Below are 18,034 nucleotides of genomic sequence, written 5' to 3'. Positions count from 1 at the left end.
AGACCGATGTCAGTCCCAATCGCCGCGCTTCTTGCCGGCGCGGTACTGTTTGTTGCGCTGAATCCACATCTTGCGGTTTTGCGCCTGCAGAGCCGGGTCGTCCTTGCGGTCGAAATAGGCCAGTTCCCGCTGCAGCTTCTTCCAACTGTCCCAACGGTCCTCGCTCAATCTGCCTTCCGCTATGGCCGCCTGCACGGCGCACCCCGGTTCCGTCTCGTGCCGGCAATCGGTAAACCGGCATTCGGTGGCCAGCGTTTCCATATCGGCGAAGGCGGTGGCCAGGCCGCTTTCGGCCTGCCACAGACCGAGTTCGCGCATGCCTGGCGTGTCGAGCACCAACCGGCCGTTCGGCAGTAGCAGCAATTCGCGATGCGTGGTGGTATGCCGGCCACGGGCATCGTCCTCGCGGATCTCGCCCGTCGCCATCAATTCGGCGCCGGCCAGCGCGTTGACCAGGCTGGACTTGCCAACGCCCGAGCTGCCGAGCAGAACCGCTGTCTGTCCCGGCGCGAAGCTGTTGCGCAGGCCTTCAATACCCTCGCCGGTGACGGCGGAGACGACATGGATCGGAACGCCGCGGGCAACGGCTTCGACCTCCATCAGCGGCCCCTCCCGATCGGCGCACAGATCGGCCTTGGTCAAGACCACGGCCGGTGAGGCGCCGCTCTCCCATGCCGTTGCCAGGTAGCGCTCGATCCGCCTGGCATTGAAATCGGCATTCAGCGAAGAGACCAGGAAGGCCAGGTCGGCATTGGCGGCCACCACTTGCCCGACCGGCCGGCCGGGCCCGGCCGCCTTGCGGGTGAAGGCGCTGCGTCGTGGCAGCACCCAGTGGATCGTGGCGCTGCCTTCCCCGGGCCGCAGTGCGGCGGCGACCCAGTCGCCCGTCACCGGATAGCCGCCATCCACGGCGGTGTGGCCGAACCGGCCGGAGAGGTGTGCCGTCATCTCTCCCAGCGGGGTGACGATCTGGTATGCGCCACGCTGCTGTACCGTCACGCGTGCGGGGCTCAGATCCCGATCGGCTTGGACATGGGCATCACTATAGGTTTGGAATTGCTGCCGGAGCGCCTGGCTCCAGCCATAGTCGTCGATCATTGTTGAATCCTCGGTCGGAATGCCTGTCAGGCGCCGGCCGATGGACTCTTCCTCGAATGTCCTAGCGGGAAGACCAGACGGCGGCGCGGCAAAGGGGGGCGCGAAGCGCGCAAACAGCGACAATCATTGCTCAACCCTCCTTCCGGAACCGTTTTGGATGGCTTCACTGATAAGGGGACCGCCAACAGTCGTCAAGCGGGACGGCTTTCCCGATGACCAGCGCCAAGGCGATCTTCAGCCTGGCGGGTGGAGCGGCCTGCACCCCTCAGCCGCTCCATTGTCTGTGTGTGCTGCCGGCTTGACGCAGCGCTGTTCAGGCGCGGCCGCGGTTGTCGAGCGCAAACGCGCCGGCGCCGGCGAACACCAGATAGAGGAAGATGAAGCAGAAGGAGATCGCCGCGTCGCCGCTGTTGTTGACGGGGAAGAAGTCGCGCGGATAGTGCGCCATGAAATAGGCGATCGCCATCTCGCCCGCCAGCAGGAAGGCGACAGGCCGCGTGAACAGGCCGAGCGCCAGAAGGATGCCGCCGGCGAATTCCAGGATGCCGGCGGTCGTCGTCAGACCATTGAGGGCATGGGGTTGCGCGCTGACGGGGAAGTTGAACAGCTTCTGGCTGCCGTGCTCGATGAATTGCAGGGCGGTCATGATGCGCAGGACGCCGAGCGCCTGCGGCTGAAATCTGGTAAGGCCGTCGAAAAGCTTCATCTGAAACTCCATTTTGCCCTCCCGGGCCGGCGATAGAGGATCGCCCGCCGCCGGACCACTCACTTCCAACGACGTGGCATCAACAATCGGTGATTGGAAATTTTGCCCGCTATCGCCTTTCATATTATGCCCGCAAGGGTTGTATTTATATCGTTATGGTTGTATTGATCTGAGCATTCAGAACATGTGGATTCCCTTGCCATGAGAAAAGTCGTCCTTAGCCTGTCCGCACTCCTTGCAGCCACCACCTTGGCCATGGCCGAGGACGCCGGCTGCGAAGCCTTCAAGTGGCCCGTGACGCGCGAGCAGGCCCTGTTTCCTGCTGCGCCGGCCACGCCATCGGGTGCTCCCCTGGCAGTGGGCGCGGCCGCGGACCTGGCGCTGGTGCCGGTCGAGAAGGCCGGTTTCACGCAACCGCCGGAACGCGCGCCGGCGGCGGGTACGTTCGGCGCCGTCGCCAGTGTCGCCATACCATCTGGCGGCGCCATCCAGATCAGCCTGTCGGAGGAGGCGTGGATCGATGTCATCCAGGACGGCAAGGCCGTGAAATCGTCGGCCTATAGCGGCGTCAAAACCTGCCCGGGCATCCGCAAGAGCGTGCGCTTCAAGTTGGCGGCCGGCCCGGCGACGGTCCAGTTCAGCGGCGCGAAGAAGGCCGGGCTCAAGGTGGCGGTGCTGACGCCGGAATAGGCCGGCGCCAGCTCAGACATCCCGGGCAGGGGGTGGTCGCCTACCGTGCCGGCGCCAGCAGCGCAAAATATGCGCCCTGCGGGTCCTGACATTGCACGATCCATTGGCCCGTCGGCACCGCCATCGGACCCATGACGATCTTGCCGCCATTGTCGGTGACGCGCCTTGCGGCCGCGTTGATGGCGGCGACGTTGAAGTAGAACAGCCATGCGGGAACAGCCATTTGCGGCGGCTTGTTCATGATGCCGCCGCCCGATTCCGGGCCCGCCGCGAAGGTCTGGTAGATTCCCATCTCGCCCATGTCGAAATCTCCCGCATGGGTCCAGCCGAATTGCGAGGCATAGAAATCGAATGCCGCCTGACGATCCGAGGCAAAGAGTTCGTGCCAGCCGACATGACCTGGGGTCGTGGCCGGAAGGACGGGCTGGTCGGCGAGATTGGGCTGCAGGAACATGAAACTCGCGCCTTGCGGGTCGGCCACGACCGAGAACCGGCCGACGCCGGGGATATCGTCAGGCTCGCGGTGCACGGCGCCGCCTGCCGCCCTCAATGCCTTGGTCGACGCATCCGTGTCCCTGGTGTGGATATAGCCGACCCAGGCCGGCGGCATGCCCATCTTGGCGGCGTCCGGCGGCATCGTCATCAGCCCGCCGACGCCGCGTTCGGCGGAGTTCACCACGACGTAGCGCGGCATGCCGGGCGCCTTGCCGAACGGTTCGGCCCTCCAGCCGACAACCTCGGTATAGAATGCCTCGGCGGCGTCGAGGTCTGATGTCATCAACTCGTACCAGAAGAAGGGCATCGGGGTTCTGGGCATTGTCGGTCTCCTCATCGTTCAGGCATCGATCGTCGTCCGATCCAGCCTAGGACGATCCTCGGGAAGGAAATCCGACAGACTCGGAATTTTTTTCGGGAAGCGAGACGTTGTTCGCCGGGGATAAGATGAGTAAAAAAATCATGTTTTTATTCATACCTTTCAATCACTTGTGTCGAAAATTGACCAATTGATAAAAAAATAAAACGTGCTAGCCTTCCCCAAAACGAAAACATGGGGAACTGACGATGCCAGAAGGCCAGTTCAAGGAAGGTATTGCCGGGGGGAGGCTCTCGCCCGACCAGTACGCGGACAATTTCTCCGATCTGCATCCCCCGCTCGACCATCATGAGGCGCTGGTCGAATCCGATCGCTGCTACTTCTGCTACGATGCGCCATGCATGAACGCATGTCCGACCTCGATCGACATTCCGCTGTTCATCCGTCAGATTTCGACCGGCAATCCGGTCGGGTCGGCCAAGACCATCTTCGACCAGAACATCCTGGGCGGCATGTGCGCCCGCGTCTGCCCGACCGAGACGCTGTGCGAGGAGGTCTGCGTACGTGAGGTCGCGGAAGGCAAGCCGGTGCAGATCGGTCGCCTCCAGCGCTACGCCACGGATGTGGCGATGGCCGAGAACAAGCAGTTTTATCCGCGCGCCGAGCCGACCGGGAAAACGGTCGCCGTGGTCGGCGCCGGCCCCGCCGGTCTTGCCGCCGCGCATCGTCTGGCGCGTCATGGCCATGACGTCACGATCCTGGAAGCCCGCCCGAAAGCCGGCGGCCTCAATGAATACGGCATCGCCGCCTACAAGAGCGTCGACAATTTCGCCCAGGCCGAGGTCGACTATGTCACCGCGATCGGCGGCATCGACATCCAGAACGGCAAGGCGCTCGGCCGCGACTACCAGCTCTCCGACCTGATCCGTAATTACGACGCGGTCTTCCTCGGCATGGGGCTGGGCGGCGTCAACGCGCTGCGCGCCGATGGCGAGGATGCCGCCGGCGTGACCAATGCGGTGGAATTCATTTCCGAACTGCGTCAGGCCAGCGATCTCTCCGGCCTGCCGGTCGGCCGCCGTGTCGTCGTCATCGGCGGCGGCATGACGGCGATCGACGCCGCCGTGCAGTCGAAACTGCTCGGCGCCGAGGAAGTGACGATCTGCTACCGGCGCGGCCAGGAGCACATGAACGCTTCCGAATTCGAGCAGGATCTGGCGGCCGCCAATGGCGTCACCATCCGCCACTGGCTGCAGCCGAAGCGGGTCATTGCCGCGGGCGGCAAGGTCAGCGGCATCGAACTGGAATACACCGCGCTCAAGGGCGACAAGCTCGCCGGCACGGGCGAAACGCTGACGCTCGTCGCCGACCAGGTGTTCAAGGCGATCGGCCAGAGTTTTGTGCCGGCAGCGCTGAACGGCAGCGGAGCCTCGATCGATCTCGAAGCCGGCCGCATCAAGGTCGATGCGGAAGGGCGGACATCGCTGACAAAAGTCTGGGCCGGCGGCGACTGCATCTTTGGTGGCGACGACCTTACCGTCTCGGCCGTGGCGCAGGGGCGTGACGCGGCGGAAAGCATCCACAGGAGTCTGACGCAGGGATAGGACCATGTCCACGGTGGAACCGGGCATCGCCCGTCACTACGACGTATCGGGTCTCGAGCAGCATATTCTCGCCGTGCTCGCCGATACCGGCGTGGATGTTGCCAATTTGCGCGCCAGCGATCTCGAAACGGTCGACGAATTCCACATCGGCGGCATCGCCGCCACCAGGGAAGTCATCGGCCAGATGGGTTTGAAGCCCGGAACGAGACTGCTCGATATTGGTTCCGGCGTTGGCGGTCCCGCGCGGTTTGCCGCGAACAGCGCTGGCGTCGATGTCACCGGCATCGACTTGACACAGAGCTATGTCGATATCGCGTCCAGCCTGTCGAAGCGGGTGGGACTGGCCGACAAGACTTTGTTCGTGCAGGGCAGCGCGCTGGAGATGCCATTCGGCAACGCCAGCTTCGATGCCGCCATGATCCTGCATGTCGGCATGAACCTGCCCGACAAGAGAAAGCTGATGAGCGAGGCCGCCCGCGTGCTGAAGCCCGGCGGCGTCTTTGCCGTCTACGACCTGATGCGCCTGAAGGACGGCGCGCTGACGTTTCCGCTGCCATGGGCATCGGACGGGACCATGTCCTTCGTCGCAACGCCCGATGACTATCGTTCCTCCGCCACGGCGGCGGGATTTTCGGTTGTCGCCGAACGCCCGCGCGGCGCCTTCGCGGTCGAGTTCTTCGCCACGATGCGCGCTCGCATGGCCGCGGCCCAAGCCGAAGGCAAGAAGCCGCCGCCCGGCGTCAACCTCATCATGGGCGAGAACGCCCGCACCAAGATCGCCAATCTCACCGCCGCGCTTGAAGGCGGCATTCTGGCGCCCGTCGAATTGATCCTTCGTCTCGGTTGAAAGGGACCTGTCATGGCTGACATCAGAAATAATTTCGTCGGCATCAAATCGCCAAATCCGTTCTGGCTGGCTTCGGCGCCGCCGACCGACAAGGCCTACAACGTCATCCGTGCCTTCAAGGCCGGCTGGGGTGGCGTGGTGTGGAAGACGCTGGGCGAGGAAGGCCCGCCTGTCGTCAACGTCAACGGCCCGCGCTATGGCGCGATCTGGGGCGCCGATCGCCGCCTGCTCGGCCTCAACAACATCGAGCTGATCACCGACCGCGACTTGCAGACCAACCTGCGCGAGATGAAGCAGGTCAAGATGGATTGGCCGGACCGGGCTCTGATCGCCTCGATCATGGTTCCCTGCGTGGAGGAAAGCTGGAAGGCGATCCTGCCGCTGGTCGAGGAAACCGGTGCCGACGGCATCGAGCTCAATTTCGGCTGCCCGCACGGCATGTCGGAACGCGGCATGGGCGCCGCCGTCGGCCAGGTGCCGGAATATATCGAAATGGTGGTGCGCTGGTGCAAGCAGTACACCCGCATGCCCGTCATCACCAAACTGACGCCCAACATCACCGACATCCGCAAGCCCGCGCGGGCCGCGCACGCAGGCGGAACGGACGCGGTGTCGCTGATCAACACGATCAATTCCATCACCGGCGTCGACCTCGACAGTTTCGCGCCGATGCCGACCATCGACGGCAAGGGTTCGCATGGCGGCTATTGCGGTCCGGCGGTGAAGCCGATCGCCATGAACATGGTGGCCGAGATCGCGCGCGACCCCGAAACCCGCGGCCTGCCGATCTCGGGCATTGGCGGCATCACCACCTGGCGCGACGCCGCCGAATTCCTGGCGCTCGGCGCGGGCAATGTGCAGGTCTGCACGGCGGCGATGACCTACGGCTTCAAGATCGTGCAGGAGATGATCGCGGGCCTCGAAAACTGGATGGACGAGAAGGGCCACCGCTCGCTCGACGACGTCATCGGCCGCGCCACGCCCAACGTCACCGACTGGCAGTACCTGAACCTCAATTACGTCGCCAAGGCGCATATCGACCAGGACGCCTGCATCAAGTGCGGTCGCTGCCACATCGCCTGCGAGGACACCTCGCACCAGGCGATCACCAGCATGGTTGACGGGAAGAGGCATTTCGAAGTGATCGAGGCCGAATGCGTCGGCTGCAATCTGTGCGTCAATGTCTGCCCGGTCGACAATTGCATCACCATGGAACCGCTGGCGGCCGGCGCGCTGGACGAACGCACCGGCAAGCCGGTGTCGCCGGTCTACGCCAACTGGACCACGCACCCGAACAACCCGATGGCCAAGGTGGCTGCGGAGTAGGGGTTTGCTCCAGCACCAGTAGGGGCTACCTGGCAGAACTTGGGTTCCTCGCCCCACGAAAGTGGGGAGAGGTGGCCCGGCGAAGCCGGGACGGAGAGGGGTTTTCGGGACGACTGGGAACTTGCCCAGCCTCCTGTTCGCCAGTCTATCTTGCTGGTGCCTCATTCCTCATCGGTTTTGACCTCACGGAGGTCGTCCCCCTCTCCGTCCCGGCTTCGCCGGGCCACCTCTCCCCCGCTTCGCGGGGTGCGAGGAACCCAAGTCCTGTGAAGCCATCTCGACCTGTGAATTTTCGCCTTTTCCTATTGCAGATAAAATATATCCACGATAAGAACTATCCATGAATAGGAGAACGTCAGCATGAAGTTGGGCGAGGGGGTTGAGGCGGCCATCCATTGTGTGGCGACGCTCGCCAGCGTCGAGGGCAACAGCACCATGCCGGGCGCCGCCCTTGCGGAGTCCTTTGGCTTGTCGCCGAGCTATCTCCTGAAGCATCTCAATATGCTGACCGCCGCGCGCATCCTGGAATCTCTGCCCGGACCTGCCGGCGGCTACCGGCTGACGCGAGCGGCGGAACGCATCACGCTGCTCGATATCGTGCTGGCCATCGAGGGGCGCGAACCGGCGTTCCGCTGCGGCGAGATCCGCCGCAACGGCCCGGTCAAGCTCGATGCGTCGGCCTATGTCAAACCCTGCGGCATCAATGCCGCGATGCTCAGGGCGGAGCGCGCCTATCGGGCGGCGCTCGCCGAAGTGAAGGTTTCCGACATCGTGGCCGAATACGCGGCGGAGGGCGATCCGAGATCCATTGCCGCGAGCTGTGCCTTCGTCGCGCGCCATCAGCGGCCGCAGAAATCCGGCTCCCAGAATCCAAAGCAGACGTGAAAGGACATCAAGATGAAACAGAGACTGCAATTCTTCGCCAAGGCGCCCGAGATCATGAAGGCGGTGTCGGCACTCAACAAGGCGGTGGACGAATGCGGGCTGGAGGTGAGCCTGCTGCATCTGATCAAGCTCAGGGCTTCCCAGATCAATGGCTGTTCCTTCTGCGTCGACATGCACAGCCGCGAGGCGAGGCACGATGGCGAAACCGAGCAGCGGCTCTATCTCGTCGCGGCCTGGAAGGAATCGCCGCTGTTTTCCGAGCGTGAGCGCGCGGCTTTCGCCTGGACCGAGGCGTTGACCCTGATCGCCAACAATGGCGTCTCGGACGAACTCTACGCCAGGACTCTGGAGCATTTCACGGAAGAGGAACTGGTCAAGCTGTCGGTGGCGCTCGGCATGATCAACACCTGGAACCGGCTCTGCGTGCCGTTCCAGGCCATTCATCCGATGCCCGCCGCCAGGGCGGCCTGAGCGACCGACGGTTTTTTCCGGGAGCGCGACCCATGCGACGGCGCTCCCGTCATTTCCAGGGGAGAGTTTGATGCCTGCCGATTTGCCTTCGACCTTGTTGTTTCTTGGCCGCCTGTTGCTCGGTGGCGCCTTCGTCTTCGCCGGCCTGCGCAACATCCAGAACGCCGCCTTCCTCACCGGCCTGATGGCCGCGCGCGGCGTGCCGCAGGCAAGGCTGGCCTTGTGGGCTGGCATCGTGCTGCAGGTCATCGCCGGCGCCCTGGTCATGGCTGGCCTGTGGGTGGCCATCGCCTGCGCGGTGCTGGTGCTGTTCCTGGTCGTCGCGACGCCAATGTTCCACAATTTCTGGGATCATCAGGGGCCGGACCGGGCAGCGCGCATCAACGGTTTCGTCGGCAATGTCGCGCTGGCCGGAGGGTTCCTGACGTTGATCGCGCAGTCGCTTTAGGGTATCCAACGCGAGACAGAGGTCTCGATAACCCTACGCCGCACCTTTCTTCGACGCGGCGACCGACGCGGCCCAACTTGTGGCGATAATGTCTTTCTCGGTAGATCGAAAGGGTTTCAACGTCTCCACCATTTGTAGCAAGTTGGCCCTTCTGTTGGATCGATTTCTGGGCGTGGGTAAGGATGCCGCGTACGCCTCCACTTCTTCAAATGTACAGATATCAAGATTTTTGTAGACTAGTTCGCCTTGCTCATTCTGTACTCGGATCTGGGGCGAAACATTGAAATTGCTCCACAATGTGAGCTGGGTCGCTCCTATGCTGGTCGGCCCTCTCTCGCGCGCACGTGAGAGTTCTCTTCCGAGAGCCATTCTCACTAGATCATCTCTTGCCTCGAGCACCGCGTCAGCATGCTCTCTGAGTACCGCTGCAATTACCGTGTCTGATGAAGCCCCAGGATTTCCCAGTTCATTAGCTTTCGCGATGAGTAAGTTCCGTACCTTTGCCAGCGCTTGCCGACGAGCCATCTACCGACCTCTTTGTTCACGAATCAGATAACGCCATAGGCTGAGCGCGACAAATAGCCGCGTCAATCGCTAAAACATTTCATGAACAGCATACGGACAGATGCGGACGGATGGTGACATTTCCTACCTTTCCGGGCGACCGCTGTACGAGCGGGGCTGTCGTGAGCCGTCGGATGCGAGGACCTTTGTTCCCATCAACAGGCCGATTGTTGCAGCTTGGTGCCGATCGGGTCTGACGCCATTCTTCCTTAAAAAAGAGGAGTACAGGTTGGGTCCGTGCCAAACATCCAATGCTGCCGCTTCGGCCGACAGGCATTCGTTGGAAGTTTTGGCCGGCATTTTATTCCGAGAAAACCCAATCACATTGTCACGAAAGTGCATACCGGCTCCGTGCGGCGTATCGAGATAAGATATTGAATAAACTTATATAAATAGGTTAATGCTCCGCTAACCTTACCTGCCGGCTCGGATGGTGCCTAGCATTTCTCACGCCGCGAACCGCAGGCCGCCGTCGCAGGTCAGCACCTGACCTGTCATGAAGCCGTTGGAAACGAGGAAGGCTATCGCCGAGGCGACATCCTCGGCGCGGCCGATCCTGCCCACGGGAGTCTTCCCCGCATATTCGGCAAAGACTGCCTGCCGCTGATCGTCGGGCAAAAAGTCCCACCACGGCGTGTCGATGACGCCGGGCGCCACGACATTGACGCGCAGTGGCTTCAGCTCGACCGCCAGGATCGGCGCCACGGTCAGCAGCATGCCGTTGATGGCGCCGATGCCGGCGACACCGGGCATCGCAACCTGCGCCGACACCGCCGAGATGAAGGTCACCGAGCCGGACTTGCTTAGTGTCGGCAGAGCCGCCTGCAGGCAGGAGAGCTGCGGTCGCACCTTTTCTTCGACGCCGCTGCCGATGTCGGCAAGGTCGAGGGTCTCGAACGGGCCAAGGCCCTTGCCGCCGCTCGCGGCCAGAACGAGATGATCGAACGGACCGAGGCGCTCGAAGAACTGGCGCACCTCTTCGGGCTTGGACGCATCGAATGCCGCCTTGTCGGCGGCGCCGCCGAGGGTTTTCCAGGCGCTGACTAGTTTTTCCTGGTTGCGCCCGGTGATCGTCACCTTCATGCCCGGACCGAGCAGTTTGCGCGCCGTCGCCAGGCCGATGCCGGACGAGCCGCCGATGATGACTGTGTGTTCGATCCTGTCGGTCATGAATTGTGCTCCTTCGATTCTTGCTTCTTCGATTCTTGCTTCTTCGATTCTGGGGAGGCCGGCCCGCCGAGGTCGAGGCTCAGCTCCCGCAATTTCTGTCTTGCCCCGGCGTCATAGGCCTGGGCGTCGGCGCGGGATTCGCGCAGGCCGTCAAGATAGAGGCCGCTGCGCCCTTCGAGGGTGGGCGAGGCGGCAAGGTTGAGGATGGCATCGGCGCCGGTCTCGACCGAACTCCAAGGTGTCACACCGGCCTGTCGCACCATGGTGGTGTCCATGTAGCTCGCCGGATGCAGCGCGTTGACGGTGACGCCGCTGCCTTTCAGCTGTTCGGCTAGGTCGATGGTGAACAGGATCTGCGCCAGCTTGCTCTGGCAGTAGGCGCGCACGCCGCTATAGCCTTTCGTCAGCATGACGTCATCGAAGTCGATCGCCTGCTGGCCGGCGGAGGCGACATTAAGGATCCGCGCCGGCGCGCTCGCCTTCAGCAGGGAAAGAAGTTCCGAGGTCAGCAGGAAGCCGGCGAGATAGTTGACCGCGAAGCGCAGTTCATAGCCATCGACGCTGACTTGCCTCCGGGCATTCTGGCCTGACGTGCCGATGCCGGCATTGTTGATGAGGATGTCGAGCCGGTCGGTGCGGGCGCGCACGGCGCCGGCGAGGCGGCGCACTTCCGCCAGCGAGGCGAGATCGGCGGCGAGGAATTCGGCCTTGCCGCCGGCCGCCTCGATCTCGGCGACTGTCGCCTTGCCGCGCGCCGCGTCTCGGCCGTGCAGCAGCACGCGGGCGCCAGCGGCGCCAAGTCGTCGCGCGACGACGCGGCCGACACCGTCGGTCGAGCCGGTGATGAGGATTGTCTTGTTCTTCAGGTCCATGTCCGGAGCCTCCATTTCCTTGCTCCTGCCAGAAGATGGAGCGGCTGCCGGACCTCAAACAGTTCAAACTTTATCCTGGTATCAATACTGCTATAATAGATGTCATGGACGCTTCCCTGGATACTGCCGAGGACAGCCGCCGGCGCGAGCTTGGCGCCTTCCTGCGCTCGCGCCGCGAAAGGCTGTCGCCACAGGCCGCAGGCATTGCCTGCGGTGCGCGGCGGCGCACGCCCGGCCTGCGCCGCGAGGAGGTGGCGATGGTCGCCGGTGTCGGCACCACCTGGTACACCTGGCTGGAGCAGGGCAGGGATGTGCGGCCTTCCGCGGAAGTATTGACGGCGCTTTGCGAGGCGCTGCGCCTCGACGCCGCCGAGAAGCGGCATCTGTTCACGCTTGCCGGCCGCCAGCAGCCCGAACGCCGGCGCATCGGGCCGGCAAAGGTCGAAGGTCCCTTGCTGCATATGCTGCAAAGCCTCGTGCTGCAGCCCGCCTATGTCGTTGGCCCGCGCTGGGACGTGCTGGCCTGGAACGAAGCGGCGGTCGCCATTTTCGGTGATTACGGCCTGCTGGAGGGTGACGCCCGCAACATCATCCACGGCGTCTTCACAGATCCGCACCGGCGCCATCTGCTGGTGGACTGGGAACAGCTGGCGCGCGCAACCCTTGCCGCATTCCGCGCCGAAAGCGCCAGATATGTTGGCGATCCCGATTTCGAGCGGCTCATCACGCTGATGATGCGCTCAAGCCCCGAGTTCCGCGAATGGTGGCCGCAACGCGACGTGGTGCACCGCCTGTCCGGCCTGAAGCATTTGCGGCATCCGATCGCCGGCCCGATGACCTTCGAGCATATGAGCCTTTCCATCGACGACGGCTCGGACATGAAGCTGATCGTCTACACGCCGCTGCCCGAGCAGAACTCGGTTGCCAAGATGCGCAAGCTGCTGGACGACCTGCCGGGAGAACGGTGCAGCGCCTGACGACGGTGGCCGCAGCCCCTCCGCTTCGCCCTAGAATGACGAAACCAATGTGTGCTTTCCCCCAATCTCCACGATCAGAGAGCCCGACGACCGGCTAGTTGGCCCAAGACGTGACCCGCCTCTAACCCTTCGGTTTCAACCCATCCAGGAACAACTGCTCCAGGAACCGGGCCGCGTCCTCGAAGCGGCCGTCGCCGCCGCGGTTCGGGCCGAGCACCGCGCGCACCTGGACGTCGAAATCGGCATAGTGCTGGGTGGTTGCCCAGATCGAGAAGATCAGGTGCCAGGGATCGGTCCGGGCGATCTTGCCGGCCCGCATCCAGCCCTTGATGACCGCCGCTTTCTCATCGACCAGCGTCTTCAACTCGCCGGCCAGCAGCGGCATGATGCGCGGCGCGCCCTGCAGGATCTCATTGGCGAACAGCCGGCTCTCGCGCGGGAAATCACGCGCCATTTCGAGCTTGCGCCTGATGTAGCTGCGTAACTCGGTCAGGGGATCGCCGATGTCGTCGAGTTCCCTGAGCGGCGCCAGCCAGGTGTCGAGCAGGCGCTGCATCAACGTCTCGTGAATGTCTTCCTTGCGGCGGAAATAATAGAGCAGGTTCGGCTTGGACATGCCGGCCGCTTCGGCGATCTGGTCGATGGTGGAACCACGGAAGCCGTTGGTGGAGAACACTTCGAGCGCCGCCTCCAGGATCAGCTCGCGCTTTTCCTGCTGGATGCGGGTGCGGCGAGGGGCCTCCGTGCCGGTGTTCACCTTTGCCAGCCCTCGCATTGACCATTCTCTGGACCAATTCTCTGGACCAGTTTTTCCCCAGCCTGTGGAACGCGCTTCCGGTGCCGCATTTCCGCTAGTAATCCCTTGACCGCCGACAGGGCGGTGCTAACGTTTGTCCAATCGGTCAAAAATTTGCGTAGCATGAAAGCGCGGCAAAGACCAAGCGTTGGACGCACCGAAACAGGTTACAAGGGGAAGTCTTGGTCATGTCCAACCGGCTGAAAGTCACGCCGAACGATCTCAGCGCATTCTGGATGCCGTTCACGGCAAACCGGCAGTTCAAGCAGGCGCCGCGCATGTTCGTGTCCGCCAAGGACATGCATTACACAACGAGCGACGGCCGCAAGGTGCTGGACGGCACCGCGGGCCTCTGGTGCGTCAATGCCGGCCATTGCCGTCCCAAGATCACCGAGGCGATCCAGCATCAGGCCGCCGAACTCGACTACGCGCCTGCTTTCCAGATGGGCCATCCGATCGTGTTCGAACTGGCCAACCGGCTGGTCGACATCGCGCCCAAGGGCATGGACCATGTCTTCTTCACCAATTCCGGCTCGGAGTCGGTCGAGACGGCGCTGAAGATGGCGATCGCCTATCATCGCGTGAAGGGCGAGGGCTCGCGCACCCGCCTCATCGGCCGCGAGCGCGGCTATCACGGCGTCAATTTCGGCGGCATCTCGGTCGGCGGCATCGTCTCCAACCGCAAGATGTTCGGCACGCTGCTCGGCGGCGTCGACCATCTGCCGCACACGCATTTGCCGGAGAAGAACGCCTTCTCCAAGGGCGTGCCGGAACATGGCGCCGAACTGGCGAACGAGCTCGAACGTCTCGTCACCTTGCACGACGCATCGACCATCGCGGCTGTCATCGTCGAGCCGGTCGCCGGTTCCACCGGCGTCATCCTGCCGCCGAAGGGCTATTTGCAGAAACTACGCGAAATCTGCACCAAGCACGGCATCCTGTTGATTTTCGACGAGGTCATCACCGGTTTCGGCCGTCTCGGCGCGCCGTTCGCGGCCGACTATTTCGGCGTCACCCCCGACATCATGACCACCGCCAAGGGCGTCTCCAACGGCGTCATCCCGATGGGCGCGGTGTTCGTGAAGAAGGAAATCCACGACGCCTTCATGACCGGCCCGGAACACATGATCGAGTTCTTCCACGGCTATACCTATTCGGGCAACCCAATCGCCTGCGCGGCCGCTCTCGGCACGCTCGACACCTACAAGGAAGAAGGCCTGCTTACCCGGGGCGAGGAACTGGCGCCCTATTGGGAAGACGCGCTGCATTCGCTGAAGGGCGAGCCGCATGTCATCGACGTCAGGAATATCGGCCTGATCGGCGCGATCGAGCTGGCGCCCATCGCCGGCAGCCCGACCAAGCGGGCTTTCTCGGCTTTCGTCAAGGCGTTCGAGCGCGGCGCGCTGATCCGCACCACCGGCGATATCATCGCGCTGTCGCCGCCGCTGATCATCACCAAGGGCCAGATCAACGAACTGATCGACCATGTGCGGGATGTGCTGAGGTCGATAGACTAGATTTGCTTTTGTCTGGGCGGCTGGCGATGGGAACCGCCAGCCGCCCAGATCATGAAATGGAAGGGTTTTGAATGGCCGCACCCGGCGAGAATCTGCGAATCAATTCCGACCGTTTGTGGGATTCGCTGATGGAGATGGCGAAGATCGGCCCCGGCATTGCCGGCGGCAACAATCGCCAGACCGTGACCGACGAGGACGGCGAGGGAAGGCACCTGTTCAAGCGCTGGTGCGATGCGGCCGGGCTCGAAATGGGCGTCGACGAGATGGGCACCATGTTTGCCCGCCGCGAAGGCACCGATCCCAGCCTGCCGCCGGTCTATGTCGGCAGCCATCTCGATACGCAGCCGACGGGCGGAAAGTATGACGGCGTGCTGGGCGTACTCGGCGGCCTGGAGATCGTGCGCTCGCTCAACGATCTTGGCATCAAGACCAAACATCCGATCGTCGTCACCAACTGGACCAACGAGGAAGGCGCGCGCTTCGCGCCGGCGATGATGGCGTCCGGCGTGTTCGCCGGCGTGCTCGACCAGGCCGACGTCTACGGGCACACGGACAAGAACGGCAAGAAGTTCGGCGAGGAACTGGAGCGCATAGGCTGGAAGGGCACCGAAAAGGTCGGCGACCGCAAGATCCACGCCTTTTTCGAACTGCATATCGAGCAGGGGCCGATCCTCGAGGATGAAGACATCGACATCGGCGTCGTCACCCATGGCCAAGGCCTGAAATGGCTGCAGGTGACCTTGACCGGCAAGGAAGCCCATACCGGGTCGACGCCGATGCCCAAGCGCCGCAATGCCGGCCTCGGCATGGCGCGCGTCATCGAACTGGTGCACGAGATCGCCATGGACTACCAGCCGGACGCCGTCGGTGCTGTCGGCCACATGGAAGTCTATCCGAACTCGCGCAACATCATCGCCGGGCGCACCGTCTTCACCATCGACATCCGCTCGCCGGAAAAAGAAGTACTGGACGCGATGGACGGCCGCATCCGCGAGGGCATCGACACGATCTGCGACGCGCTCGACATCAAATACAAAATCGAGCAGGTCGGCCATTTCGATCCGGTGACCTTCGATAAGGGATGTGTGAAGGCAATCCGCGACGCCGCCGAACGGCTTGGCTATTCCCACCGCAACATCGTCTCGGGCGCCGGCCACGACGCCTGCTGGATCAATCGCGTGGCGCCGACCGCCATGGTCATGTGTCCCTGCGTCGACGGGTTGAGCCACAACGAGGCCGAGGAAATCACCAAGGAATGGGCGGGCGCCGGCGCCGACGTGCTGTTCCACGCAGTGGTGGAGACGGCTGTCATCGTGGAGTGACCCCAGACATCTACCTTTCAAACGCCGCTCATAAAGAAGCGCGAAGACAACAAGGGAACAAGAAAATGACCAAAGTCATCAAGAACGGCACCGTCGTCACCACCGACCGCAGCTGGAAAGCCGATGTGCTGTTCAGCCACGGCAAGATCGTCGCCATCGGCTCGGACCTGCATGGTGACCATGAGTATGACGCCACCGGCTGCTATGTGATGCCGGGCGGCATCGATCCGCACACCCATCTCGAAATGCCGTTCATGGGCACCTATTCGGCGGATGATTTCGAATCCGGCACCCGCGCCGCCCTTGCCGGCGGCACCACGATGGTGGTCGATTTCTGCTTGCCGGCGCCGCAGCAGTCGCTGCTCGAAGCGCTTCAGATGTGGGACAACAAGACCTCCAAGGCCTCCTGCGACTACTCCTTCCACATGGCGATCACCTGGTGGGGCAAGCAGGTGTTCGACGAGATGGCCACGGTGGTCGACAAGGGCATAACCTCGTTCAAGCACTTCATGGCCTACAAGGGCGCGCTGATGGTCGACGACGACGAGATGTACGCGTCGTTCCAGCGCTGCGCCGACCTTGGCGCGCTGCCGCTGGTGCATGCCGAAAACGGCGATGTGGTCGCGGCACTCTCGCAGAAGCTGCTTGCCGCCGGCAACAACGGTCCCGAGGGCCACGCCTATTCGCGTCCGCCGGAAGTGGAAGGCGAGGCGACCAACCGCGCCATCATGATCGCCGACATGGCCGGCGTGCCGCTCTATGTCGTGCATGTCTCGTGCGAGCAGAGCCACGAAGCCATCCGCCGCGCCCGCCAGAAGGGCATGCGGGTTTTCGGCGAACCGCTGATCCAGCACCTGACGCTCGACGAGACCGAATATTTCAACAAGGATTGGGACCATGCCGCGCGCCGCGTCATGAGCCCGCCCTTCCGCAACAAGCTGCACCAGGACTCGCTGTGGGCCGGCCTGCAGGCCGGATCGCTGCAGGTGGTGGCGACCGACCATTGCGCCTTCACGACCGAGCAGAAGCGCTTCGGCGTCGGCAATTTCACCAAGATCCCCAACGGCACGGGCGGTCTTGAGGATCGCATGCCGGTGCTGTGGACGCGCGGCGTCAACACCGGGCGCCTGACGATGAACGAGTTCGTCGCGGTGACCTCAACCAATATCGCGAAGATCCTCAACATGTATCCGAGGAAAGGCGCGATCGTGGAAGGCGCCGATGCCGACATCATCGTGTGGGATCCCAAGCGCAAGAAGACGATCGCGGCCAAGAAACAGCAGTCTGTCATCGACTACAATGTGTTCGAGGGCGTCGAGGTGACCGGCCTGCCGCGCTTCGTCTTCTCGCGCGGCGAACTGTCGATCGAGGAAGCGGATGTGAAGGCCAAGCCCGGCCATGGCCAGTTCGTCGGCCGCGAGCCGAACGCGGCGGTCAACCGGGCGTTGTCGGCCTGGAAGGAGATCACCGCGCCGCGCAAGGTGGAGCGGACGGGCATCCCGGCGACGGGGGTCTGAGATGCGTCTCGGGGGTTTCGTTTTCACCGCGGTCCTGGCTCTTGCCGCCGGCCACGCGTCGGCCACGGCCATCGACCTTTCCAAGGCCATCGACCTGTCCAAGCCCTATGGCGACAAATATGGCTGCATCAACAAGAACGGCCAGGAAGTCGCCGCCGACCAGATGCTGCTTCTGACCGACAAGGAGCTGATCACGGCGGCCAGCGCCTGCACCTTCACCGACAAGAAGGCGCAGGCCGACGGTTCGCTGACCATCAAGGCGGAGTGCGAAGCCGAAGGCGAGGATGGCAAGTCGCCAGCCACCTTCACCATCAAGCGCAGCGCCAAGAACCCCAAGAAACTGTCTGTCGTCGACGAGGACGGCAATGTGATGGGCGAAGTCTCCCGGTGCAAATGACGGCGGGAGCCCA

Annotated in this window: 18 protein-coding genes; 12 read left to right on the top strand and 6 right to left on the bottom strand. The window is 63.2% G+C overall.

Annotated elements, in window-relative coordinates:
- Window positions 1-9 precede the first annotated feature (9 nt).
- Together rsgA and FFS37_RS16395 are read right to left on the bottom strand one after the other, a co-directional pair.
- Complete coding sequence (gene rsgA, locus FFS37_RS16400; protein WP_137931990.1) at window positions 10-1,098, bottom strand: ribosome small subunit-dependent GTPase A; 1,089 nt, start codon at window positions 1,096-1,098, stop codon at window positions 10-12.
- Window positions 1,099-1,411: 313 nt separating this feature from the next.
- Window positions 1,412-1,804 (bottom strand): DoxX family protein, encoded by a 393-nt coding sequence (locus tag FFS37_RS16395; protein ID WP_137932053.1) that lies wholly within the window; start codon window positions 1,802-1,804, stop codon window positions 1,412-1,414.
- A gap of 201 nt (window positions 1,805-2,005) precedes the next feature.
- On the opposite strand from FFS37_RS16395, the gene FFS37_RS16390 reads away from it, so the two are divergent.
- Window positions 2,006-2,494: a hypothetical protein gene (locus FFS37_RS16390; protein ID WP_171026300.1), complete on the top strand. Its 489-nt coding sequence runs from the start codon at window positions 2,006-2,008 to the stop codon at window positions 2,492-2,494.
- A 40-nt stretch (window positions 2,495-2,534) separates the two neighbouring features.
- Here FFS37_RS16390 and FFS37_RS16385 read toward each other — a convergent pair whose 3' ends face one another.
- A complete protein-coding gene (locus FFS37_RS16385) occupies window positions 2,535-3,311 on the bottom strand; it encodes a VOC family protein (RefSeq protein ID WP_137931988.1) in 777 nt (258 codons plus the stop codon).
- 245 nt (window positions 3,312-3,556) lie between these two features.
- Between FFS37_RS16385 and FFS37_RS16380 the strand changes: the two genes are divergently transcribed.
- From FFS37_RS16380 to FFS37_RS16355, 6 genes are all read left to right on the top strand, one after another.
- Entirely contained in the window at window positions 3,557-4,912 is a 1,356-nt protein-coding gene (locus FFS37_RS16380; protein ID WP_137931987.1) for an NAD(P)-dependent oxidoreductase, read from the top strand.
- A gap of 4 nt (window positions 4,913-4,916) precedes the next feature.
- Window positions 4,917-5,759 carry a class I SAM-dependent methyltransferase gene (locus tag FFS37_RS16375; RefSeq protein ID WP_137931986.1) on the top strand — a complete coding sequence of 281 codons (843 nt, stop codon included), beginning with the start codon at window positions 4,917-4,919 and terminating at the stop codon, window positions 5,757-5,759.
- A gap of 12 nt (window positions 5,760-5,771) precedes the next feature.
- Complete coding sequence (preA, locus tag FFS37_RS16370; RefSeq protein ID WP_137931985.1) at window positions 5,772-7,085, top strand: NAD-dependent dihydropyrimidine dehydrogenase subunit PreA; 1,314 nt, start codon at window positions 5,772-5,774, stop codon at window positions 7,083-7,085.
- A gap of 360 nt (window positions 7,086-7,445) precedes the next feature.
- Window positions 7,446-7,970 (top strand): RrF2 family transcriptional regulator, encoded by a 525-nt coding sequence (locus tag FFS37_RS16365; protein ID WP_137931984.1) that lies wholly within the window; start codon window positions 7,446-7,448, stop codon window positions 7,968-7,970.
- Between the two features lie 12 nt (window positions 7,971-7,982).
- A complete protein-coding gene (locus FFS37_RS16360; RefSeq protein ID WP_137931983.1) occupies window positions 7,983-8,441 on the top strand; it encodes a carboxymuconolactone decarboxylase family protein in 459 nt (152 codons plus the stop codon).
- Between the two features lie 70 nt (window positions 8,442-8,511).
- Window positions 8,512-8,889 (top strand): DoxX family protein, encoded by a 378-nt coding sequence (locus FFS37_RS16355; RefSeq protein ID WP_137931982.1) that lies wholly within the window; start codon window positions 8,512-8,514, stop codon window positions 8,887-8,889.
- A 1,011-nt stretch (window positions 8,890-9,900) separates the two neighbouring features.
- Here FFS37_RS16355 and FFS37_RS16350 read toward each other — a convergent pair.
- Both FFS37_RS16350 and FFS37_RS16345 read right to left on the bottom strand, forming a co-directional pair.
- Window positions 9,901-10,623, bottom strand: a complete 723-nt coding sequence (locus FFS37_RS16350; RefSeq protein ID WP_137931981.1) for an SDR family oxidoreductase — start codon at window positions 10,621-10,623, stop codon at window positions 9,901-9,903.
- Complete coding sequence (locus FFS37_RS16345; protein WP_137931980.1) at window positions 10,620-11,495, bottom strand: SDR family oxidoreductase; 876 nt, start codon at window positions 11,493-11,495, stop codon at window positions 10,620-10,622. Before FFS37_RS16345 ends, FFS37_RS16350 begins: the two co-directional genes overlap by 4 nt.
- 104 nt (window positions 11,496-11,599) lie before the next feature.
- Here FFS37_RS16345 and FFS37_RS16340 point away from each other — a divergent pair, with 104 nt between their 5' ends.
- On the top strand, window positions 11,600-12,472 hold the full coding sequence (locus tag FFS37_RS16340; protein ID WP_137931979.1) for a helix-turn-helix transcriptional regulator: 873 nt from the start codon (window positions 11,600-11,602) through the stop codon (window positions 12,470-12,472).
- A 121-nt stretch (window positions 12,473-12,593) separates the two neighbouring features.
- Here the strand turns inward: FFS37_RS16340 and FFS37_RS16335 are convergent, their stop codons facing one another.
- Complete coding sequence (locus tag FFS37_RS16335) at window positions 12,594-13,247, bottom strand: TetR family transcriptional regulator C-terminal domain-containing protein (RefSeq protein WP_232375690.1); 654 nt, start codon at window positions 13,245-13,247, stop codon at window positions 12,594-12,596.
- Window positions 13,248-13,456: 209 nt separating this feature from the next.
- Here FFS37_RS16335 and FFS37_RS16330 point away from each other — a divergent pair, with 209 nt between their 5' ends.
- From FFS37_RS16330 to FFS37_RS16315, 4 genes are all read left to right on the top strand, one after another.
- A complete protein-coding gene (locus FFS37_RS16330) occupies window positions 13,457-14,785 on the top strand; it encodes an aspartate aminotransferase family protein (RefSeq protein ID WP_137931978.1) in 1,329 nt (442 codons plus the stop codon).
- Between the two features lie 71 nt (window positions 14,786-14,856).
- Window positions 14,857-16,107, top strand: a complete 1,251-nt coding sequence (locus tag FFS37_RS16325) for a Zn-dependent hydrolase (RefSeq protein ID WP_137931977.1) — start codon at window positions 14,857-14,859, stop codon at window positions 16,105-16,107.
- Window positions 16,108-16,172: 65 nt separating this feature from the next.
- Window positions 16,173-17,624, top strand: a complete 1,452-nt coding sequence (hydA, locus tag FFS37_RS16320; protein ID WP_137931976.1) for a dihydropyrimidinase — start codon at window positions 16,173-16,175, stop codon at window positions 17,622-17,624.
- A 1-nt stretch (window position 17,625) separates the two neighbouring features.
- Window positions 17,626-18,021: a hypothetical protein gene (locus FFS37_RS16315; RefSeq protein WP_171026299.1), complete on the top strand. Its 396-nt coding sequence runs from the start codon at window positions 17,626-17,628 to the stop codon at window positions 18,019-18,021.
- The last annotated feature ends 13 nt before the right edge of the window (window positions 18,022-18,034 follow it).

Source organism: Mesorhizobium comanense (assembly GCF_005503535.1).
Taxonomy (GTDB): Bacteria; Pseudomonadota; Alphaproteobacteria; order Rhizobiales; family Rhizobiaceae; genus Mesorhizobium; species Mesorhizobium comanense.
Note: the sequence above shows the minus strand (reverse complement) of the source record. Positions and strands in the feature narration are given on the sequence as shown.